This window comes from Arthrobacter sp. NPDC090010, from assembly GCF_044748305.1.
Taxonomy (GTDB): domain Bacteria; phylum Actinomycetota; class Actinomycetes; order Actinomycetales; family Micrococcaceae; genus Arthrobacter_E.
Genome location: NZ_JBIVFT010000002.1, coordinates 1 through 20953 on the forward strand (window position 1 = coordinate 1; position 20953 = coordinate 20953).

Annotated in this window: 19 protein-coding genes; 1 reads left to right on the forward strand and 18 read right to left on the reverse strand. The window is 66.9% G+C overall.

The genetic code is table 11. The features are described from left to right. Positions 1-493: 493 nt before the first annotated feature. From pyk to hisI, 11 genes are all read right to left on the reverse strand, one after another. Entirely contained in the window at positions 494-1990 is a 1497-nt protein-coding gene (gene pyk, locus ACIPXZ_RS02780) for a pyruvate kinase (protein WP_400590615.1), read from the reverse strand. 71 nt (positions 1991-2061) lie between these two features. Beyond that, positions 2062-3519 carry a glutamate synthase subunit beta gene (locus ACIPXZ_RS02785; protein WP_400590616.1) on the reverse strand — a complete coding sequence of 486 codons (1458 nt, stop codon included), beginning with the start codon at positions 3517-3519 and terminating at the stop codon, positions 2062-2064. Beyond that, positions 3512-8128, reverse strand: a complete 4617-nt coding sequence (gltB, locus tag ACIPXZ_RS02790) for a glutamate synthase large subunit (RefSeq protein ID WP_400590617.1) — start codon at positions 8126-8128, stop codon at positions 3512-3514. The genes ACIPXZ_RS02785 and gltB overlap by 8 nt, the downstream gene beginning before the upstream one ends. 211 nt (positions 8129-8339) lie before the next feature. Next, a complete protein-coding gene (gene lgt, locus ACIPXZ_RS02795) occupies positions 8340-9443 on the reverse strand; it encodes a prolipoprotein diacylglyceryl transferase (protein WP_400590618.1) in 1104 nt (367 codons plus the stop codon). Between the two features lie 9 nt (positions 9444-9452). Beyond that, positions 9453-10247 carry a tryptophan synthase subunit alpha gene (gene trpA, locus ACIPXZ_RS02800; protein ID WP_400590619.1) on the reverse strand — a complete coding sequence of 265 codons (795 nt, stop codon included), beginning with the start codon at positions 10245-10247 and terminating at the stop codon, positions 9453-9455. Further along, positions 10244-11593, reverse strand: coding sequence for a tryptophan synthase subunit beta (gene trpB / locus ACIPXZ_RS02805; protein WP_400591082.1), 1350 nt, complete (start codon positions 11591-11593; stop codon positions 10244-10246). The genes trpA and trpB overlap by 4 nt, the downstream gene beginning before the upstream one ends. Before the next feature lie 76 nt (positions 11594-11669). Continuing rightward, entirely contained in the window at positions 11670-12482 is an 813-nt protein-coding gene (gene trpC / locus ACIPXZ_RS02810) for an indole-3-glycerol phosphate synthase TrpC (protein WP_400590620.1), read from the reverse strand. A 3-nt stretch (positions 12483-12485) separates the two neighbouring features. Then, a complete protein-coding gene (locus ACIPXZ_RS02815; RefSeq protein ID WP_400590621.1) occupies positions 12486-12746 on the reverse strand; it encodes an HGxxPAAW family protein in 261 nt (86 codons plus the stop codon). A gap of 108 nt (positions 12747-12854) precedes the next feature. Then, complete coding sequence (locus tag ACIPXZ_RS02820) at positions 12855-13463, reverse strand: Trp biosynthesis-associated membrane protein (RefSeq protein WP_400590622.1); 609 nt, start codon at positions 13461-13463, stop codon at positions 12855-12857. Next, positions 13460-15040 carry an anthranilate synthase component I gene (locus tag ACIPXZ_RS02825; RefSeq protein ID WP_400590623.1) on the reverse strand — a complete coding sequence of 527 codons (1581 nt, stop codon included), beginning with the start codon at positions 15038-15040 and terminating at the stop codon, positions 13460-13462. The genes ACIPXZ_RS02820 and ACIPXZ_RS02825 overlap by 4 nt, the downstream gene beginning before the upstream one ends. After that, on the reverse strand, positions 15040-15471 hold the full coding sequence (hisI, locus tag ACIPXZ_RS02830; protein WP_400590624.1) for a phosphoribosyl-AMP cyclohydrolase: 432 nt from the start codon (positions 15469-15471) through the stop codon (positions 15040-15042). The genes ACIPXZ_RS02825 and hisI overlap by 1 nt, the downstream gene beginning before the upstream one ends. Before the next feature lie 143 nt (positions 15472-15614). Between hisI and ACIPXZ_RS02835 the strand changes: the two genes are divergently transcribed. Beyond that, positions 15615-16256: a TIGR03085 family metal-binding protein gene (locus tag ACIPXZ_RS02835; RefSeq protein ID WP_400590625.1), complete on the forward strand. Its 642-nt coding sequence runs from the start codon at positions 15615-15617 to the stop codon at positions 16254-16256. A 79-nt stretch (positions 16257-16335) separates the two neighbouring features. On the opposite strand, the gene hisF is transcribed toward ACIPXZ_RS02835, so the two are convergent. The 7 genes from hisF to ACIPXZ_RS02870 form a co-directional block, all read right to left on the reverse strand. Beyond that, on the reverse strand, positions 16336-17115 hold the full coding sequence (gene hisF / locus ACIPXZ_RS02840) for an imidazole glycerol phosphate synthase subunit HisF (RefSeq protein ID WP_400590626.1): 780 nt from the start codon (positions 17113-17115) through the stop codon (positions 16336-16338). A 28-nt stretch (positions 17116-17143) separates the two neighbouring features. Next, a complete protein-coding gene (hisG, locus tag ACIPXZ_RS02845) occupies positions 17144-17986 on the reverse strand; it encodes an ATP phosphoribosyltransferase (RefSeq protein ID WP_400590627.1) in 843 nt (280 codons plus the stop codon). 124 nt (positions 17987-18110) lie between these two features. After that, positions 18111-18374 (reverse strand): phosphoribosyl-ATP diphosphatase, encoded by a 264-nt coding sequence (locus ACIPXZ_RS02850; protein ID WP_400590628.1) that lies wholly within the window; start codon positions 18372-18374, stop codon positions 18111-18113. A 102-nt stretch (positions 18375-18476) separates the two neighbouring features. Next, positions 18477-18959, reverse strand: coding sequence for a 6,7-dimethyl-8-ribityllumazine synthase (gene ribH, locus ACIPXZ_RS02855; protein ID WP_400590629.1), 483 nt, complete (start codon positions 18957-18959; stop codon positions 18477-18479). 40 nt (positions 18960-18999) lie between these two features. Then, positions 19000-19656 (reverse strand): GTP cyclohydrolase II, encoded by a 657-nt coding sequence (gene ribA, locus ACIPXZ_RS02860; RefSeq protein WP_400590630.1) that lies wholly within the window; start codon positions 19654-19656, stop codon positions 19000-19002. Beyond that, positions 19653-20327: a 3,4-dihydroxy-2-butanone-4-phosphate synthase gene (gene ribB, locus ACIPXZ_RS02865; protein ID WP_400590631.1), complete on the reverse strand. Its 675-nt coding sequence runs from the start codon at positions 20325-20327 to the stop codon at positions 19653-19655. The genes ribA and ribB overlap by 4 nt, the downstream gene beginning before the upstream one ends. Beyond that, positions 20324-20944 carry a riboflavin synthase gene (locus ACIPXZ_RS02870; RefSeq protein ID WP_400590632.1) on the reverse strand — a complete coding sequence of 207 codons (621 nt, stop codon included), beginning with the start codon at positions 20942-20944 and terminating at the stop codon, positions 20324-20326. The genes ribB and ACIPXZ_RS02870 overlap by 4 nt, the downstream gene beginning before the upstream one ends. Between the last annotated feature and the right edge of the window lie 9 nt (positions 20945-20953).

A 20953-nucleotide genomic window follows, 5' to 3' on the forward strand; every position in this document is an offset into this window, starting at 1 on the left:
GGGGGGGGGGGGCGCGCGGGGGGGGGGGGCGGGGGGGGGGGGGGGGGGGGGGGGGGGGGGGGGCGGGGCGGCGCGCCCCCCCCCCCCCCCCCGGGGGGGGCGCCCCCCCCGGGGGGCGGCCCCCCCGCCGCCGTCGTTGTTCGGGATGGCCGGCTCCGCCGCTGCCCCGCACAGAGACCCCCCAGTACAGCCAGGCACAGCCCATCGGTCCGCCGCCCCCTGCTGAATCCTCCACCCCCTGCCGAGTCCGCTACCGAGGGCGCGAGTCAGCTACCCGCGGTCGCTGACTCGCGCCCTCGGTAGCGGACTCGACAACAGGGCTGGCTCGACAACACGCTCGGCAATGGACCGGCCGCGCGAGGACCAGGCGGCTGGTTAAGCCGGGCCGGGACGCCACGGGACAGGCCCCCAAGACACGCAACCCAACCGCAAAGCCACCGCCCCTTTAAACGCCGCGGGGCGGCCCTTGAGGACCGCCCCGCGTGAAGCCTGCTTACTGCTTCTTTTTCTTCTTCTTGGTCGGCCAGGGACCGATCGGCTCGCGCCGGTCCTCGCCACTCGCCTTGTCCATGTCGGCGAGGTCGCCCATCTTGTGGACCTTGATCGAGTTGGTGGAACCGGCCTGTCCGGGAGGCGAACCGGCCGCGATGACCACCAGATCACCGTCGTCCACCAGGTTCTCCTCGGTCAGGAAGGAATCCACCTGCGCGGTCATGGCATCGGTGTGGCCCACCATCGGCACCTGGATCGGCTGGATGCCCCAGGTCAGCGCCAGGAAGTTGCGTACCTGGTCCACCGGGGTGAAGGCGTAGACCGGCTTCTTCGGGCGCAGACGGGAGAGCCTGCGGGCCGAGTCGCCGGACTGTGTGAAGGTGCAGATGTACCGGGCGTCGAGCTGATCCGCGATCTCGACGGCGGCCAGCGTGATGGCACCGCCACGGGTCTTGGGCTTGGAGCCCAGCGCCGGGACCAGATCCAGCGCGTTCTCCTCGGTGTACTCGATGATCCGGGCCATCGTCTTGACGGTCTCGATCGCGTACTGGCCCACGCTCGTCTCGCCCGAGAGCATGACGGCGTCCGCGCCGTCGAGCACGGCGTTGGCGCAGTCCGAGGCCTCGGCGCGGGTCGGGCGGGGGTTCTCGATCATGGACTCGAGCACCTGGGTCGCGACGATGACCGGCTTCGCCCAGCGACGGGCTTCGGCGATGGCCTTCTTCTGGACCACAGGGACCTCTTCGAGCGGCAGCTCGACGCCGAGGTCGCCACGGGCCACCATGATGGCGTCGAAAGCATCGACGATCTCGTGCAGCTGGTCCACAGCCTGGGGCTTCTCGACCTTGGCGATGACCGGGATCTTCCGGCCTTCCTCCTCCATGATCTCGTGAACCCGGGTGATGTCCTTGGCGTCACGGACGAAGGACAGGGCGATCATGTCCACGCCGCGCTGCAGGGCCCAGCGGAGATCGGTCTCGTCCTTCTCGCTCAGGGCGGGGACGTTGACGGCCACGCCCGGCAGGTTGATGCCCTTGTTGTTGGACACGAAACCCGGGACGGTGACCTCGGCGACGACCTTGACCTCGTCGACGCTGAGGGCCTTGAGAGCGACCTTGCCATCGTCGATGAGCAGGGTGTCACCGGCGCGGACGTCCTCAGTGAGGCTCTTCAGGGTCGTGGAGCAGATCTCCTTGGTGCCCGGGACGTTCTCGGTGGTGATGGTGAAGTGGTCGCCGACATTCAGGAAGTGCTTCTCATCGTTGACGAACTTGCCCAGACGGATCTTGGGGCCCTGCAGATCAGCCATGATGCCGACGGCGACGTCGAGCTCGGCCGAGGCCTTGCGGATGTTCTCGTAGTTGACGTCGTGCATGGCGTGATCGCCGTGGCTCATGTTCAGTCGGGCGACGTTCATGCCCGCCTGAATGACCTCCACGGCCTTCTCATAGCTGCCCAGGGCGGGGCCGAAGGTGGCCACAATCTTTGCGCGTCTCATATACCTAACCTAGTTCTTCGCTTTTTCCGGAAGGTTGACTTCTGTTGAAAATCCCGTGCCGGCCTTTGGGCCTAGAGCAGCGAGATGGCCCGATCCGTGGGTGCCACGGGGGAAGGCAGGATGGTGGTCCCCATGAGGAACCGGTCGACGGAGGCGGCGCAGGCGCGGCCCTCGGCGATGGCCCAGACGATCAGGGACTGACCGCGACCGGCGTCTCCGGCGACGAAGACCCCTTCCGTCGTGGTCATGTACTCGGCATCGCGGCTCAGGTTGCCCCGCCCGTCGAATGCGGCGTCGATCTGCTCCGTGATCCCGGCCGCTTCCGGCCCGGTGAAGCCGAGCGCCAGGAAGACGAGATCGGCCGGGATGACCCGCTCGGTACCGGCCTTGGGCACGCGCTTGCCGTCCACGAACTCCGTCTCGGCGAGCTTCACGCCGGTCAGGCGACCGTCCTCGCCCACGAACTCGACGGTGGACGCGAGGTAGGTTCGTTCGCCGCCCTCTTCGTGGGCGCTGGCCACCTCGAAGAGCGTCGGGTACATCGGCCAGGGCTGATGCACCGGGCGTTCCGCCGGCGGCTGCTTGCCGATGGCCAGCGTCGTGACCGAGGCGGCCTGCTGACGGTGTGCGGTTCCGATGCAGTCGGCACCCGTGTCACCGCCGCCGAGGATGACGACATGCTTGCCGCGTGCGTCGATGTGCCCGGCAGGCTGTTCACCGGCGACGACCCGGTTGGCCGGCACCAGATAGTCCATCGCGTAGTGCACCCCGTCGAACTCACGCCCGGGGATGTTCAGATCACGGGGCGTGGTGGAGCCCGTGGTCACGACGACCGCATCGTAGCGGCGCCGCAGCTGCTCCCAGGTCACATCCACCCCGACGTTGACCCCGGGGCGGAAGCGGGTGCCTTCAGCCTTCATCTGCTCGAGACGACGGTCCAGGTGCTCCTTCTCCATCTTGAAGTCCGGGATGCCGTACCGCAGGAGTCCGCCGATCTTGTCGTCGCGCTCGTACACGGCCACGGTGTGGCCGATGCGGGTCAGCTGCTGGGCGACTGCCAGGCCCGCGGGACCGGACCCGACCACCGCGACCGTCTTGCCGGTCAGGCGGGTCGGCGGCAGCGGGGTGACCCAGCCCTCAGAGAACGCCTGGTCGATGATCGAGACCTCCACCTGCTTGATGGTCACGGCGGGCTGGTTGATACCCAGCACGCAGGACGACTCGCACGGCGCCGGGCACAGCCGCCCGGTGAACTCCGGGAAGTTGTTGGTGGCATGGAGCCGTTCGATGGCCTCCTCACCGCGGTCCCGCCAGGTCAGGTCGTTCCACTCCGGGATGAGGTTCCCGAGCGGACAGCCTTGGTGACAGAACGGCACGCCGCAATCCATGCAGCGGCCGGCCTGGCTCTTCAGGACGCCCTTCTCCTGTGCCTCGTACACTTCCTTCCAGTCCATGATCCGGACCGGAACGGGACGGCGAGGTTGGGTCTCGCGTTCGCGGACCTTCAGAAAGCCACGGGGATCAGCCACCGGTTACCTCCAAAATACGGGACCACACTTCTTCTCCATCGGGGTCCAGGCCCTCTTCGAGTGCGTCCAAACGAGTCTGCAGCACTGCTGCGTAATCGCGCGGGAGGACCTTGGTCACCCGCGCCGCGGTGTCGTCGAAGTTCTCCAGCAGACGTGCAGCCAGCTGGGATCCGGTCTCCTCGGCGTGCCGCTTCAGGAGCCCGTACACGATCTCACGGTCCTCGGCGTCAAGTTCCAGGAGCCGCAGCTCGCCGTTGTCGAGCGCCTGCGTGTTCACCTTCTCGGGCCTCAGATCGAGCACGTAGGCGGTACCGCCGGACATCCCTGCGCCGAAGTTGCGTCCGGTCCGGCCCAGGACCAGGGCCTGGCCGCCGGTCATGTACTCGCAACCATGGTCGCCGATGCCTTCCGCCACGGCAGTGGCACCGGAGTTGCGTACCAGGAAGCGCTCCCCCACCTGTCCTCGCAGGTACATCTCGCCGCTGGTGGCACCGTAGCCGATCACGTTGCCTGCGATCACATTGCGCTCCGCGGGGAAGACGTTCTTGCGGTCCGGGCGGACGATGATACGGCCGCCGGAAAGACCCTTGCCCACGTAGTCGTTGGAATCTCCGTCCAGCCGGAGGGTGATCCCGGCCGGCAGGAAGGCACCGAGCGACTGCCCGGCGGTTCCGCTCAGGCTGATGTCGATGGTTCCGGGAGCCAGGGTGTCCACGCCGAACGTCTTGGTCACGACGTGACCCAGCATGGTGCCGACGGAGCGGTCCGTGTTCACCACGTCCAGTGCGATCTTGACCGGCTCACGGCGTTCCAGGGCGTCGGCCGAAAGCCTGATGAGCTGCTGGTCGAAGTGCTGGTCCAGTTCGTGGTTCTGGCCCGTGGTGTTGCGCAGCGGGGCGTCCTCATCGAAGTCCAGACCGTTCAGGATCGGGTCGAGGTCCAGACCGGACGCCTTCCAATGCGAGATGGCGGCCTCCTTGTCCAGGAACTCGGAGTGCCCGATCGCCTCTTCCAGGCTGCGGAAGCCGAGCTCGGCAAGGATCTCCCGCACCTCTTCAGCGAGGAACTCGAAGAAGTTGACCACGAACTCCGGCTTGCCGCTGAAACGGGAGCGCAGCTCCGGATTCTGAGTGGCCACACCCACCGGGCAGGTGTCGAGATGACAGACCCGCATCATGATGCAGCCGGAGACCACGAGGGGCGCTGTGGCGAAACCATACTCTTCAGCGCCCAGCAGTGCGGCGATGACGACGTCGCGCCCGGTCTTCAGCTGTCCGTCCACCTGCACCACCACACGGTCGCGCAGATTGTTCAGCATGAGCGTCTGCTGAGTCTCGGCGAGGCCGAGCTCCCAGGGCACCCCTGCGTGCTTGAGCGAATTGAGCGGCGAGGCGCCGGTGCCACCGTCGTGACCGGACACCAGCACGACGTCGGCCTTCGCCTTCGTCACGCCGGCCGCCACCGTCCCGATGCCGACCTCGGAGACCAGCTTGACGTGCACACGCGCCGAAGGGTTGGACCGCTTCGCGTCGTAGATGAGCTGGGCGAGATCCTCGATCGAGTAGATATCGTGGTGCGGCGGCGGGGAGATCAGGCCGACACCCGGGGTCGAGTGGCGGGTCCGGGCCACCCAGGGGTACACCTTCTGAGCCATGAGCTGACCGCCCTCGCCGGGCTTCGCTCCCTGGGCCATCTTGATCTGGATGTCGTCCGCGTTACTCAGGTACAGGCTCGTCACACCGAAGCGGCCGGAGGCGATCTGCTTGATCGCGGAACGGCGCTCCGGGTCCAGAAGGCGATCGACGTCCTCGCCGCCCTCGCCGGTGTTGGACTTGGCACCGAGCCGGTTCATCGCGATCGCAAGCGTTTCGTGGGCTTCCTTCGAGATGGAGCCATAGCTCATGGCGCCCGTGGAGAAGCGCTTGACGATCGAGGAGACGGGTTCGACTTCTTCGAGCGGCACCGGGCCACGCTGGCCGTTCTTGAACGTCAGGAGTCCGCGCAGGGTCATCAGCTTGCCCGACTGGTCGTCGATGCCGCGCGTGTACTCCTTGAAGATGTCGTAGCGGCGTTCACGTGTGGCGTGCTGGAGGCGGAACACCGTCTCCGGGTTGAAGAGGTGAGGCTCGCCGTCCCGGCGCCACTGGTACTCGCCTCCGCCGTACAACGGGCTGTGAGGCAGCTCGATGCCCTCCTCGGGGTAGGCGAAGCGATGCCGCTGGAGAACCTCCTGAGCGATGACGTGCAGACCGGCACCACCCAGCTGGGAGTGCGTCCCTGCGAAGAATTCGTCGACCAGGTCCTGCGAGAGTCCCAGCGCTTCGAAGGTCTGCGCGCCGCAGTACGAGGCGACCGTGGAGATGCCCATCTTGGACATGATCTTCAGGACGCCCTTGCCGAGGCCCTTGATCAGGTTGTAGACGCCTGCCTCGGCGCTGACCCCCTGAAGGTCCCCGGTGCGGATGAGTTCCTCGACGCTTTCCATGGCGAGGTACGGGTTGACGGCGGAAGCGCCGTAGCCGATGAGGACCGCGACATGGTGCACTTCACGGACGTCGCCCGCCTCGACCACGAGAGCGGTCTTCGTGCGGTTGGCGCTGCGCAGGAGGTGGTGGTGCACCGCGGAGAGCAGAAGCAGAGACGGGATCGGCGCCCACTGGGCATTGGAGTCACGGTCCGAGAGCACCACGTACTGAACGCCGCGGTTGATCGCACTGGAGATCTGCTCGCAGATCTCCTTGATGCGGGTGCGCAGAGCCTGCTCGCCACCTTCGGGACGGTACAGACCACGAACCTTCATGGCGACACGCTCGCCCTCCGGGCCTTCCATGTTCGCGATCTTCGCGAGCTGGTCGTTGTTGATGACCGGGAACGGCAGGGCGATCTGCGGCTGCCGGATCAGTCCTGTGTCCAGCATGTTGCCATTGGGCCCGACGGCGCAGCGCATCGAGGTGACGAGCTCTTCGCGGATGGCGTCCAACGGCGGGTTGGTCACCTGGGCGAAAGACTGCACGAAGTAGTCGAAGAGCAGCCGCGGGCGTTCCGAGAGCACGGCGACCGGGGTGTCGGATCCCATCGCACCGAGCGGTTCGGCACCGGTGCGGGCCATAGGCCCCAGGAGGATCTTCAACTCCTCGGTGGTGTAACCGAAGGTCCGCTGCCGGATGTTCACCGACGCCGGAGTGTGCACCACGTGCTCACGTTCCGGAAGGTCGTCCAGCTTGATCAGGTTCTGCTCGACCCACTCGGCCCACGGGTTGGAGGCCGCGATCTCGGCCTTCACCTCTTCGTCGGCGATGATCCGGCCTTCACCGGTGTCGACCAGGAACATCTTGCCCGGAGCGACACGTCCCTTCTTGACGACCTTGGCCGGTTCGATGTCGAGCACCCCGACCTCGGAGGCGAAGACGATCATGCCGTCCTCGGTGATCCAGTAACGGCCCGGCCGCAGACCGTTGCGGTCCAGCGTGGCGCCGACCAGATTGCCGTCGGTGAAGGACACCGCAGCAGGTCCGTCCCACGGCTCCATGAGCATCGAGTGGTACTCGTAGAACGCCCGGCGGGCGGGGTCCATGGTGGCGTGGTTCTCCCAGGCCTCCGGGATCATCATCATGATGGCGTGGGAGATGGGGCGTCCCGAGAGCCAGAGCAGCTCTGCCACCTCATCGAAGGAAGCCGAGTCCGAGGCGCCCGGGGTGCACACCGGGTACAGCTCCTCCGGGGAGTCTCCCAGGAGCGGGCTGCCGAGTTGCGACTGCCGGGCCCTCATCCAGTTCCGGTTGCCCTTGACCGTGTTGATCTCGCCATTGTGGGCGATGGTCCGGAACGGCTGGGCCAGCGGCCAGGAGGGGAAGGTGTTCGTGGAGAAGCGCGAGTGAACGATCGCGAGCTTCGTCTTGAAACGGGTGTCCGAGAGATCCGGGTAGAACGGCTCCAACTGGGCGGTGGTCAGCATGCCCTTGTAGACGATCGTCCGGCTGGACAGCGAGGGGAAGTAGACACCGAAACGGTTCTGGGCGCGCTTGCGGATGCGCCAGACTCTGCGGTCCAGTTCATCGCGGCCCAGATCGGCGCCATCGGGGTCCGCGAAGAAGGGCTGTGCGAAGTACGGCATACAGGCCCTCGCCATTGCGCCGACCAGCTCCGCTTGCACCGGGACCTCGCGCCAGCCGAGCACTGTGAGGCCTTCCTCGGCCGCAAGTCCTTCGAGCCCGGCACGGGCGGCATCGGCCTCGTGAGCGGAGGCCGGAAGATAGGCGGTGCCGACGGCGTATCGCCCGGCAGCGGGCAGTTCGAAGGGCAGCACGGCCCGGAAGAATTCGTCGGGAATCTGCGTCAGGAGGCCGGCGCCGTCGCCGGTGCCTTCGTCAGCGCCGACGGCGCCGCGGTGCTCCAGCTTGCGGAGCGCGTGCAGGGCGTTGGCCACGATGTCGTAGCCGGGTTCACCGCGAAGGGTCGCGATGACGGCCAGGCCGCAAGCGTCCTTCTCCTGCTCCGGGCGGTAGAGACCACCCTCGGCGGGCAGGGCCGCGAAGCGCGTGAACGGGTTGACGGGCTGCTGAGCATCCACGTCGTGGGTGCCGGGCACCGGGTTCCGCGTATGAGTCATGACGAAGCGTCCTTCCTCCTGGTCGAGCTTATGGAGGGGACACCGTTGGCCCCAGTCGTTCGCACGTCGTTGTGACGGGCGCAACAAGGCGATTTGATACTAGCGATTGTAGGTCACCGGTGGTCACCGTACGAATGGTTACAGCATGGCGGGTTCCGCCACCCGGAGGCGCCCTTGGTGCGGGGCTTCTCCACGTCGGCCGGAGCTTGATCTAGCTCCGCGCCTGTCCTTCTGAGGACTCTTCGTGGTCTTCCGTCTCGGCGGGTTCAGTGGTTTTCTCCGCCGTAGTGTGGACGGCCGCGGGAACTTCATTGTCCGCGGCTTCGCCTGATGTTTCAGCGAGACTACCACGAGGACCAGCATCTGAGACGGAACTTTCCGCATTCTGGATGCCAAGTTCCGCTTCGTGACTGTTCTCAAGGTCTTCCTCGCGAGGCTCACGCCCCTTCAGATAGACGCTTCCCGATGCCCTGGACGAACGGATTCCGGCGAGGATGAAGTAGAGGAGCGCCGCGATCAGCACGAAAAGGCTGGTCCAGACATTAAGGCGTGTCGTGACACCGAACAGCGTGATGTGCTCGGCATCGTCGATGCGCAGCAATTCGATCCATACCCGGCCCAGGCAGTAATAGGCCGCGTACAACGCGAACAGCCGGGCCCTGCGGAAGTGGAAGCGGCGATCGAGCAGCAGCAGGATCACCACCCCCAGCACGTTCCAGAGGCTCTCGTAGAGGAACGTCGGATGGAAGAGCGTCCCAGGGGCCGTGCCGGCCGGGAAGTTCGGGCTGTTCGGATCGATCTCCAGGCCCCATGGCAGTGTGGTCGGGGCACCGAAAAGCTCCTGGTTGAACCAGTTGCCCCAGCGTCCGATGGCTTGTGCCAGAAGCAGCCCGGGTGCCGCAGCGTCCATGAACGCGGTGAGCTTGACGCCCGCACGACGGCAGCCGATCCACGCACCGACCGCACCGAGCAATACGGCTCCCCAGATGCCCAGACCGCCGCGCCAGATCTGCGGGATCAGGCTGAGGTCCCCGGTGCCGTCGAAGTTCGGGCCGAAGTACTGATCCGGTGAGGAGACGACGTGGTACAGACGCCCGCCGATGATGCCGAACGGGATCGCCCAGATGGCGATGTCCCACAGGCTCCCTTCGGGGGCACCACGCCGCTTCCAGCGCACGGCGGTCAGCCACAGCCCGACCACGATGCCGAGCAGGATGCACAGCGCATACGCCTTGATGGCGAGTGGGCCGAGTTCGAAACCTGACCATTGCGGGCTGGGAATGCTGGCCGGGATCGCCATCAGGACGCTGTGCATGCCGTGTTCCTATCCCGCCGGGCTGAAACCGGCGCTGAGTTCCTGGGTGAGTTCCTCGACCGCGGCCACGCCGCCATCGCGCAAAGCGGAGACGAGCGCCGAACCGACGATCACGCCGTCGGCGTAGGAGGCGATCTCACGGACGTGTTCGGCTCGCGATACGCCGAGCCCGACGCAGACCCGCTCGGCCCCGGCCGCGTGCGTGGCGGCCACCAGGCTCTCGGCGACGTTGCTCACCGCATTGCGCGCACCGGTGACGCCCATGACCGAGACAGCGTAGACGAAACCGCGGCTCGCGGCGACGGTCATGGCCAGTCGCTCCGGGGTCGACGACGGCGCGACCAGGAAGATCCGGTCGAGAGAATACTTGTCCGAGGCGGCGATCCACTCATCGGCCTCGTCGGGGATGAGATCGGGGGTGACCAGGCCAGCTCCCCCGGCCTCGGCCAGACGACGGGAGAATTCGTCCACGCCCATCCGCATGACAGGGTTCCAGTAGGTCATGACCACGACGGCCGCGTCGCTGGCATCGGTGATGCCCTTGACGACGTCGAAGACGCTGGCCACCCGGAAACCGTTCGCCAGGGCTTCGGTGGTGGCGGCCTGGATGACCGGACCGTCCATCACCGGATCCGAGTACGGGATGCCGATCTCGATGATGTCGGCGCCGTTGCGGGCCAGGGCGATCCCGGCCTCGATGCTGAGCTGCACATCGGGGTATCCGGCGGGCAGGTAGCCGATCAGGGCGCTGCGGCCTTCAGCCTTGGCGCGGTCGATGGCCTCTGCGGCCTTGGAGCGGATCATGCCTGGGCCTCCTTGGCCTTCGCGGGGCGGCGCGTGGACAGCGTGGTGCCCCGGACCTTCCCGTCCTCGTCCAGCATCCCGAACCATTCGGCTGCCGTCTGCACGTCCTTGTCACCCCGTCCGGAGAGGTTGACAATCACGATCAGCTCGCTCGGATCGTCCTTGCCCTCAGCCAGGCGCTGCCCGACCTTGATGGCGCCGGCCAGAGCGTGGGATGACTCGATGGCGGGCAGGATGCCCTCGGTCTGCGAGAGCAGCCGGAAAGCCTCCATGGCCTCGGTATCGGTGACCGGCTCATAGTTCACACGGCCGATGTCGTGCAGATAAGAGTGCTCCGGGCCGACGCCCGGGTAGTCCAGGCCTGCCGAGATGGAGTGGGACTCGACGGTCTGGCCGTCCTCGTCCTGCATCAGGTACGAACGCGCTCCATGCAGCACCCCGGGACGCCCGAGCGTGATGGTGGCCGCATGGCGGCCGGTCTCCACGCCGTCGCCGCCCGGCTCGAAACCGTAGAGTGCCACGCTCGGGTCGTCCAGGAAAGCGTGGAAGATGCCGATGGCGTTCGACCCTCCGCCCACACAGGCGCTCACGGCGTCCGGCAGCTTGCCGGTCTGGGCAAGGATCTGCTCACGGGCCTCGTCACCGATGACCTCGTGGAAGAAGCGGACCATGGCCGGGAAGGGGTGGGCCCCGGCGGCCGTACCGAGGAGGTAATGCGTGTTATCGACGTTGGTGACCCAGTCACGCAAGGCCTCGTTGATCGCGTCCTTGAGCGTCTGCGAACCGTTCGTCACCGGCACCACGGTGGCACCCAGCAACTGCATCCGGGCCACATTCAAGGCTTGACGGCGGCAGTCCTCGGCACCCATGTACACGACGCACTCCAGACCGAGGAGCGCGGCGGCGGTCGCGGAGGCGACACCGTGCTGGCCTGCACCGGTCTCAGCGATCACGCGCGTCTTGCCCATGCGCTTGGCCAGCAGCGCCTGCCCGAGCACATTGTTGATCTTGTGGGAACCGGTGTGGTTGAGGTCTTCGCGCTTGAGGAACACCCGGACACCGCCCGCGTGGGCCGAGAAGCGCTTGGCCTCGGTAAGCAGGCTGGGGCGGCCGGAGTAGTTCTTGTTCAGCTCGGAGATCTCGGCCAGGAAATCGGGGTCCAGCCGGGCCTTGTTGAAGGTGTCTTCGAGCTCGTCCAGGGCGGCGATGAGCGACTCGGGCATCCAGCGGCCGCCGTACTCACCGAAATAGGGGCCTTCTGCGTGACGCAGCGGCCCTTGCTGGGACAGGAAGCCGTCAACCGGCTCGTGGTCCTGTCCGGGGGTCTGCGGGGCCTCCTCGGCCATCGCACTCACCGTCCTTACCTGGTTGAGCTTGCCGCCGACGACGGCCCGGCCGCCGTCGGCTCTGTCGTGCACCCGCTCAGGAGCGGCGTGCGGTCATCGCCTGAGTCCCCACCCTGCGGAAGTCCCGCAGAAGAGCCTGGGGATCCTGGGTCCTGACCAGGGCTTCGCCGACCAGGAGCGCCTGGGCGCCCTGGGAGGCGTAGTGGCTGACGTCGTCGAGGTCCCTGACCCCCGATTCCGCTACGGCGATCGCACCGTCCGGAATGGACTCGGCAAGGGCCCCGAAAACGGAGCGGTCGACGTCGAGCGTCTTGAGATTGCGGACATTCACACCGATGATGCGGGCGCCGACCGCAGCCGCGCGGTCGATCTCGTCACGGGTGTGGGTCTCCAGCAGCACGTTCATGCCCAGCTCATGGGCCAAAGCGCTGAAGTCCGCGAGCTGAGCATCGTCCAGCGCCGCGGCGATCAGCAGGATCAGATCGGCACCGTGAGCACGGGCCTCCCAGATCTGGTACTCGTCGACCGTGAATTCCTTGCGCAGCAGTGGCACATCGACCCGCGCACGCACGGCGTCCAGGTCATCCAAACTGCCTCCGAACCGGCGTCGCTCGGTGAGCACCGAGATGACGGAGGCGCCACCGGCCGCGTACTGCTCAGCCAGCGCGGCCGGATCGCCGATGCCGGCCAGCTGTCCCTTGGAGGGACTGCTGCGCTTGATCTCGGCGATGACCCGCAGGGCCGGATCGCTCTCTCCCCCACCGAGGGCAAGCCAGGCGTCCCGGGCCGGGACCGCCTCACGAGCGGCTGCCTCGATGGCGTTCTGCGGCAGACGGCGGGCCTGCAGGTCCTCCCTGACCCCCGCGATGATGTCGTCGAGGACGGTCACAGCTCAGTGGCTGTTCTTGAGCTTGCTGCCACCGACGCCGTAGCCGGCCTTACGCATGGCGAATCCGGCCAGAAGACCGATCACCATGACACCGATGCCGCCCCAGAAGACGGGGGTGCTGGCCAGGACGAAGGCGATGGAGGACACGAGCGCGCCGACGAGCATGATGGCGACGCAGGTCCAGGCTGCCGGGCTGTTGCCGTGACCGATCTCGTCGGCGTGGGACGCGGCGGATTCGTTGGCGGAAACAGTGGCTTTGCTCATGGTGATACTCCTCAAGGATGGAACTGATTACATTCTGCCATTGATTGGGTGCGGTTCCGTGCATCCCGGCGGCTTCTGCCCGGATGGTGGGATGCCCCCGCAGGCGGTTCAGCTGGGGTCTTCGCCCCTGCTCAGACGGTCCCAGCTGTCGATCGCGTCGAGCGGTTCGCCGTCGTCGGCCTCATCCACAGGGGCCACGGCCGCGCTGCGGCGTGTGCCGGCGTCGTACTTGCTCCGCGTGACCCAGTGGCGGGAGGCGAGAATCAGCCACAGCGCACAGAGCACCAGCAACCCGCCGGCAACGACGGCGAGGCTCGGGAAAGCGGTGAGCGCCAGCTGCGCCGGCCCGTTCGAGACACCGGTCTGGCGGGCGATCTCCCCCTGGGCGGCGGCCTTCGGGTCGCTCAGCACCGTGGACCCTGCGGCCACGATGCCGGCACCCGCGAGGGCGATGGCTGCGGCGATGACCCAGCGGGCGATCCGTCCGGCGATGCTGCTGGCGATCGCTCCGGCCACACCGACCACGGCGAGAGCCGTGACCGCGGTGGCGGCTTTGCTTCCCGGCACGTGGATCTCGGGCATTCTGACACCGTCCGAGGCCGGGATCACATTGATCCACGACTGGGTGGTGGTGCCGAAGGCGGCCACGGCGATCAGGACGGTGATCAGGACGACAAGCGCTTTGCGGCTCCAGCGCGGGGCAGGACGGCTGCTCATGCGTCCTCCGCCGCCAACGCGGTCGCCAGGCCGGTCCGGGCATCCTCCAGGAAGGCGGCCAGGTGGGCGGCCCGCAGCGGGGCGGCCGCCTTGTTCACCGTCTCAAGCGCCTCATCCGGCTTGTGCGAGTCGGCGACGATGCCGCCGCCGGCCTGCACGTACGCCGTCCCCTCCAGGAGCAGGGCGGTACGGATGGCGATCGCCATGTCCATATCGCCCGCGAAGTCGAGGTATCCGACGACACCGCCGTAGACACTGCGCCGATGTGGTTCCAATTCGTCCAGCAGGCTCAGCGCGCGCGGCTTCGGCGCGCCCGAAAGAGTCCCGGCCGGGAAAGTCGCTGCGAGCACGTCGTACGCGGTGGATCCCGGTGCCAACCGGCCCACCACGGTCGACACCAGGTGCATGATGTGGCTGAACCGCTCCACTTCCATGAACTGTGTGACGTCCACCGTTCCCGCGGTGCAGACCTTGGAGAGGTCATTCCGGGAGAGGTCCACGAGCATCAGGTGCTCGGCGCGTTCCTTGGTGTCTGCGAGCAGTTCCTCAGCAAGCGCCTGATCCGCGTCGTGGCTCTTGCCTCGCGGGCGGGAACCCGCGATGGGATGCGTGATGACGTCGCGTTCCTTGACTGTCACAAGGGCCTCCGGGCTCGAGCCGACGACCGCGTAAGGGCGTAGCGAGGAGTCCTGGAAGTTGCAGAGGTACATATAGGGACTGGGATTGCTGTTACGCAGAACCCGGTAGACGTCGAGCGCGCTGGCCTCGCTGTCCAGCTCGAAACGGCGGGAGATCACCACCTGGAAGACCTCACCGTCCCGGATGGCCTCTTTGCCTCGGTCGATCGCTTCGAGGTACTGGGCCTCGGGCCAGCGGTGCCGTACGGAATCGAGATAGTCCCCGGCCGGGCGGAGGGCGGAGATCGCCGCGGGAACGGGTGTCTGAAGCCGGAGCAACATCGCATCAAGGCGGGCCACGGCATCCTGGTAGGCCTCATCGACGCGCTCCGGGCTGTCGTCCATGTTGATGGCATTGGCCACCAGGAGCACCGAGCCGTCGACGTTGTCGTGCACGGCGATATCGCTGACCAGGTTGAGCGCCATTTCCGGCAGCGCCAGGTCATCCTGGGGCGGATGCGGCAGCTTTTCCCAGTGCCGCACCGCCTCCCATCCGACGAAACCGACCAGACCGGAGGTCAGGGGGGGCAGTTCCGCGTGGCGTTCCGTGCGCAAGGCCTCCAGGGTCAAGCGCAGGGCCTCGGCCGGATTGCCGGAGACAGGGACCCCGCTGGGCGGCTCGCCCTGCCAGTGTGCCTCGCCGTCGCGAGTCGTCAGGGTGGCACGGCTGTGCGCGCCGATGAACGAATAGCGACTCCACGAGCCGCCCACCGCGGCGGATTCGAACAGGAAGGTGCCGGGCTTGCCCGCACCGTCGGAGTCGAGCGCCAGCTTGCGGTACAGACTGATGGGCGTCTCGGCGTCGGCCAGAACCTTCACGGTGACGGAGATGACCCGGTGCTCACGGGCCAGAGCGCGGAACTCATTGAGGCTGGGGGTCAGGGTGGTGGTCTCCAGCACTAGCGGGTCCCTTCGGTGGTGGCGTCATGATCCTCGACAGGACCGACGACGGCGGCGAGATCGCGGCCGTCGAAACATGTGCGGGTTCCGGTGTGGCAGGCGGCGCCCACCTGGTCGACGCGCACCAGCAACGCATCGCCGTCGCAGTCCAGCGCGACGGAACGCACCCACTGGACATGCCCTGAAGTGTCGCCCTTACGCCAGTATTCCTGCCGCGACCGCGACCAGAAGGTCACCCGACCAGTGCCGAGGGTCCTGCGCAGCGCCTCGTCATCCATCCAGCCGAGCATGAGGACCTCGCCACTGTCATGCTGCTGGATGATGGCGGCCACCAGGCCGTGCTCGTCGCGCTTGAGCCGGGAGGCCACTTCGGGAGCGAGTTCGGCGCCCGCGGGCGTACCGGGAAGAGGGGGAATGGGCTGTTCAGACATCGCCAACCAGTCTAGTACGGCACGGCTCACCTCATGGTGCCGGGCAGTTCCATCGCCGGCTCCGGACCGGGGTGCGCGCAATGCTTCGTCTCTCAGCACGTCGTGCACGTCTCCTGACGGGCTCTCATGTTACGTTCACAGTGATGCGATTCGTGGCTCCTTCCCGAGATTTCCTGGCCGAAACCCTCCTTGCGGCCGGCCCTGACGCGCCCACGCTCTGCGAAGGCTGGCAGACACGCCATCTCGCGGCTCATCTGCACGTGCGCGAGAACAAGCCGCGCCTCGCTCTCGGCCTGGCGTTCAAGGCTTTCGCCCCGAGCACCGACAAGGCCATCAACGAGCTGGCGGCGGGTCTGGACGAGGACGGATACGTCCGCTTGGTGGAGCAGTTCCGCGCCGGTCCCCCGAAGCTTTCGCCCTTCCGTGTCCCCCCGGTCGCAGAGCTGGGGAATCTGGCCGAGTTCTTCGTGCATGCCGAGGACGTTCGCCGGGCGGCCGATCGCTGGGCTCCTCGCGCCCTCGACGAGGCCTATGCCGATGCCCTCTGGACGGACGTGATCCGCCGGGCTGCTTTCCTCTACCGAGGCGTAGATCTGGGAATCGTGCTGGTACGGCCCAACGGACCACGGCACGTCGCCCGTCGCGCACCCGACTCGGTGGCGATCCTCGGCGATCCCGGGGAGCTCATGATGCACGCCTACGGCCGTGCATCGCACGCTCTCGTCTCGTTCGAAGGCCAGCCGGACGCCATCGCCCTGCTCCGGTCTGCAACCTTGGGAGCATAAGCCCCCACCAGCACCTGCACGCACGTATCTGCATGAGGGAGGGGCCCGCCGTACGGCGGGCCCCTCCCTCATGCAATGGTCACCTGACCTCGTATCCGGCGTTCCTGATCGCGGCCTTGACCTGGGCGATCATGTCATCCGGTCCGAAATGGAACATCGACGCCGCCAGTACGGCGTCCGCTCCGGCGGCTATCGCCGGCGGGAAATGTTCCGGGACACCGGCTCCTCCCGAAGCGATCAGCGGGATGTTCACGGCCGCACGGACGGCCCGGATCATCTCCAGATCGAAGCCGTCCTTAGTGCCGTCCGCATCGATGGAATTCAGCAGGATCTCACCTACTCCGCGATCAGCGGCCTCCTTCGCCCACGCGATGGCATCGATACCGGTGCCCCGGCGCCCGCCATGAGTGGTCACCTCGAAACCGGACGGGGTCGTCGGCCCCTCCTCGGGATGAACCCGGCGGGCGTCGACCGACAGCACCAGGACCTGGGAGCCGAAATGACGGGTGATCTCGTCGATCACCTCCGGCCGGGCGACCGCCGCGGTGTTGATGGACGCCTTGTCCGCACCGAAGCGCAGCAGCTTGTCGACCTCGGCCACGCCGCGGACGCCGCCACCCACAGTGAGCGGGATGAAGACCTCCTCAGCGGTACGGCGCACGACGTCGAAGGTCGTCTCACGATTGCCGGAGCTGGCCGTGACGTCCAGGAAGGTGAGCTCATCGGCTCCAGCCCGGTCGTAACGGTGGGCGAGTTCCACTGGATCGCCTGCATCGCGCAGGCCTTTGAAGTTGACGCCCTTGACGACGCGTCCGGCGTCGACATCGAGGCAGGGAATGACACGGATGGCGACTGCCATGCTTCCTCCTGTTCGCTCGCGTCCGGGGTCAGATCCGGCAGGCGTGGATGCCGCTGACCAGGATGGCCCGTGCTCCCAGTTCGTAGAGCTCGTCCATGATCTGGTTCGTGGACTTCTTCAGCACCATGGAGCGCACGGCGACCCAGTCCGAGTCCCGCAGGGGCGAGACGGTCGGAGACTCCAGACCCGGGGTCAGGGCGGCGGCCTCCTCGACCAGGTCTTTGCGGATGTCATAATCCAGCAGCACGTACTGGCGTGCCACGAGAACACCCTGAAGGCGTCGGATGAGAACGTCGACGGCTGCATTGCGCTCGCCCGGACGTCCGATCAGCACCGCCTCGGACTTCAGGATCGGCTCCCCGAAGATCTCCATGCCGGCGGTCTTGAGCGTATTGCCGGTCTCCACGACGTCGGCGATGGCATCGGCCACACCCAGCCGGACTGAGGACTCCACTGCGCCGTCGAGCCGGACGACCCGGGCATCGATGCCTCGCTCGGCGAGATAGTCACGCAGGAGTCCGTCGTAGCTCGTGGCCAGTCGTTTGCCGGCCAGCTGGGAGATCTCCTGGAAGTCACCGACGGGACCTGCGAAGCGGAAGGTGGACGCCGCGAAGCCGAGCTTCAGCAGTTCCTCGGCCTCAACCTGCGCGTCGAGCAGGAGATCGCGTCCGGTGATGCCGACGTCGAGCGTGCCCTGCCCCACATAGACGGCGATGTCGCGGGGCCGGAGGAAGAAGAACTCCACGTCGTTGTCGGGATCGACCATGACCAGTTCACGGTTGTCACGCCGCTGCCGGTAACCGGCCTCGGCGAGTATGGCGGCGGCGGCTTCCGAGAGGGAGCCCTTGTTGGGGACTGCTACACGCAACATGGAATCAAGCATCTTTCGTCGAGAGGGCATGAAGCCCGAAATGTTCTGTCAGACTTGAGCCGTTCTCCGCACTCGGGGGCGCAGGAAGAACAGCGCCGGCCGCTTGGCGCTGAGCGCCGAGCGGCTATAGATGCTTGTAAACGTCCTCGAGACGCAGACCTTTGGCGATCATCAGGACCTGCAGGTGGTACAGCAGCTGCGAGATCTCCTCGGCAGCAGCCTCATCGGACTCGTACTCCGCCGCCATCCAGACTTCGGCGGCCTCTTCCACAACCTTCTTGCCGATCCCGTGGACGCCCGAGTCCAGTTCCGCGATGGTGCGGGAACCTTCGGGCCGGGTGACGGCCTTTTCGCTCAATTCAGCGAAGAGCGCCTCGAAATTCTTCACGGCTCTACCCTACTGTGAACCGGCGCCCCGGCCCGAAACGGGCCGGGGCGTTACGTCGCACACCGGAGTGATCTCGGCCACGACGTCATCTGAAGTCACGCTTCAGGCGCCGAGCGCCCGCAGCGTCAGGGCGGTTACGACGGCTGCCTCCAGCGCCTCCCGGCCCTTGTCCTCAGCAGAACCGGGCAGACCCGCGCGGTCCAGCGCCTGTTGCTCGTTATCGCAGGTGAGCACCCCGAAACCGATCGGAACCCCACTGGTCACGGAGACCTGGGTCAGCCCTTCGGTGGCCGCCTGGCAGACGTACTCGAAGTGCGGGGTCCCTCCGCGGATCACCACGCCGAGCGCCACGAGGACGTCGTAGTGCGGGGCCAGCCGGGCGGCCGCGACGCTGAGTTCGAAAGTACCGGGAACGGTGACGACCGTCGGCTCGGGCAGACCGGCGTCCTTGGCCGCGGCCGAGGCGCCGGCGAGCAGGCCGTCCATGACCTCGCGGTGCCAGCTGGCCGCGATGACCGCCACTTTCAGAGGCTCGCCGCTCGCCGTCGCATCGACGACCAGTGCGGGGGCTCCGTGTCCACTCATGATTCACTCACTTTCGATGTGCTGTGCTGCATGCTCGGCATCAGGCGCTCCCGTTTTCGAGTTCGACGTCCTCGACTCCGAGGCTCAAGCGGTGCGCCATGCGGTCCTTCTTGGTCTGCAAGTAGCGCAGGTTTTCGTCGCGGCTCGGCACCTCGGTGGGTACCATCTCGACGACGCGGACGCCGGCGGCCGCGAGCCGCTGCTCCTTGTCCGGATTGTTGCTCAGCAGCCTGATCTCGTTCAGGCCCATCTCCGCGAGGATCTGAGCCGCCGCCTTGTAGCACCGTGCATCCACGGGCAGGCCGAGCTGTTCGTTGGCCTCGACCGTGTCGAATCCGGCCTCCTGCAGCGCGTAGGCCTTGATCTTGTTGGCCAGGCCGATCCCACGGCCTTCCTGCCCGCGGAGGTAGAGCAGAGTGCCGCCCTGCTCGCGAATCAGGTTCAGGGCGAGAGCCAATTGCTCACCGCAATCGCAACGGTAGGAGCCGAACACGTCTCCGGTCAGGCATTCGGAGTGCAGACGCACCAGAGGCGCCTGCCCGTCGCTCGGCTGGTTCGGGGAACTGACGGCCAGGTGCTCCACTCCGGTGGCCTCATCGGTCCACGCCTGGGCCACGAATTCGCCGAAGGCCGTGGGCAGCTTCACAATCGGGCCGCCGCTGACGGGGTGCTTCCCACCACGGTGTTCGGTGCTCATTGTTCCTCCTCTAGTTCCACCATGCCGTGCCGTTCACGCCGACTCCCGTCCTCGGACAGGTGCTCGATCAGATCCGCGATGGACACCAACGGGCAGCCATGTGTGGCCGCGAAGTCCCGCAAGGCGTCCAGACGCATCATCTCACCGTCGTCATGGACGATCTCGGCGATCACGCCCGCTTCCGACACGCCGGCGAGCCGGCAGAGATCCACTGCGGCTTCCGTGTGTCCGGGACGGACGAGCACTCCCCCTTCAACAGCACGCAACGGAAAAATATGCCCTGGCCTGGTCAGATCCTCTGCGCGGCTCTCCTCGGATGCCAGGAGACGGACCGTGCGGGCCCGGTCCGTGGCCGAAATGCCGGTGCTGATCCCCGCGGCCGCGTCGCAGCTGACCGTGTAGGCGGTGCCTTTCGCGTCCTGGTTGTCCTCCACCATCGGAGGCAGCGCCAGCCGCTCGGCCTGCCGACCGGTCAACGGTGCGCAGATCACGCCGGAGCTGTACCGGATGGTCCATCCCATGAGGGCGGGCGTGGCGAACTCCGCCGCGAAGATGATGTCGCCCTCGTTCTCCCGGTCCTCATCATCCACCACGACGACGGCGCGTCCGGCCGCGATCGCCTTCACCGCGTCGTCGATCGGGTCCAGTCCGCCGTGCCTCGAGCCGTTCACGACAGTCCCCTGTCCAGGAACGCCAGCAGCCGCTCCGCGTACTTGGCGAGCACATCCACTTCGAGGTTGACTCCCTCACCAGGGCGCTTGGCCCCGAGGCCCGTCTCCGCCAGGGTGATGGGGATCAGGCCGACCTCGAACCACTGCTCCGGCGCGTCCGCAGGGCTGACGGCGGTCACCGTGAGGGAGACGCCGTCGATCGCGATCGAACCCTTCTCCGCGATATACCGTGCGAGCTGTGCCGGGACGCTGAAGCGCAGGCGATCCCAGGTTCCCTGGTTCTCCCGTTCCAGCAGAGCACCCACTCCATCGACGTGGCCTTGGACCACGTGTCCGTCCAGACGCCCACCCGCGGGGACGCAGCGTTCCAGATTCACCAGGTCGCCCGCCTTGAGGCTTCCGGTGGTGGTGCGGTCCAGGGTCTCCCCCATCACGTCGACATCGATCCGTCCGCCCTCACGGGTGATGGCTGTCAGGCATACCCCGTTGACGGCTATCGAGCCGCCGAGCCCGAGGTCGTCTGCCAGGGTCGGCACATCCAGTGTCAGGACCGCGCTGCCCTGCTGCTGTTCGAGCGCGACGACCGTGCCGCGTTCGGCGATGATTCCAGTGAACATCGTGTTGCT

Bases quoted from the DNA above. Each gene is read 5' to 3' on its own strand.
- lgt (WP_400590618.1), bottom strand. From the start codon at position 9,443: ATGCACAGCGTCCTGATGGCGATCCCGGCCAGCATTCCCAGCCCGCAA.
- pyk (WP_400590615.1), bottom strand. From the start codon at position 1,990: ATGAGACGCGCAAAGATTGTGGCCACCTTCGGCCCCGCCCTGGGCAGC.
- ACIPXZ_RS02815 (WP_400590621.1), bottom strand. From the start codon at position 12,746: ATGAGCAAAGCCACTGTTTCCGCCAACGAATCCGCCGCGTCCCACGCC.
- ribA (WP_400590630.1), bottom strand. From the start codon at position 19,656: ATGAGCACCGAACACCGTGGTGGGAAGCACCCCGTCAGCGGCGGCCCG.
- ACIPXZ_RS02820 (WP_400590622.1), bottom strand. From the start codon at position 13,463: ATGAGCAGCCGTCCTGCCCCGCGCTGGAGCCGCAAAGCGCTTGTCGTC.
- hisF (WP_400590626.1), bottom strand. From the start codon at position 17,115: ATGGCAGTCGCCATCCGTGTCATTCCCTGCCTCGATGTCGACGCCGGA.
- hisG (WP_400590627.1), bottom strand. From the start codon at position 17,986: ATGTTGCGTGTAGCAGTCCCCAACAAGGGCTCCCTCTCGGAAGCCGCC.
- trpB (WP_400591082.1), bottom strand. From the start codon at position 11,593: ATGGCCGAGGAGGCCCCGCAGACCCCCGGACAGGACCACGAGCCGGTT.
- ribH (WP_400590629.1), bottom strand. From the start codon at position 18,959: ATGAGTGGACACGGAGCCCCCGCACTGGTCGTCGATGCGACGGCGAGC.
- ACIPXZ_RS02835 (WP_400590625.1), top strand. From the start codon at position 15,615: ATGCGATTCGTGGCTCCTTCCCGAGATTTCCTGGCCGAAACCCTCCTT.
- gltB (WP_400590617.1), bottom strand. From the start codon at position 8,128: ATGACTCATACGCGGAACCCGGTGCCCGGCACCCACGACGTGGATGCT.
- trpA (WP_400590619.1), bottom strand. From the start codon at position 10,247: ATGATCCGCTCCAAGGCCGCAGAGGCCATCGACCGCGCCAAGGCTGAA.
- hisI (WP_400590624.1), bottom strand. From the start codon at position 15,471: ATGTCTGAACAGCCCATTCCCCCTCTTCCCGGTACGCCCGCGGGCGCC.
- ACIPXZ_RS02870 (WP_400590632.1), bottom strand. From the start codon at position 20,944: ATGTTCACTGGAATCATCGCCGAACGCGGCACGGTCGTCGCGCTCGAA.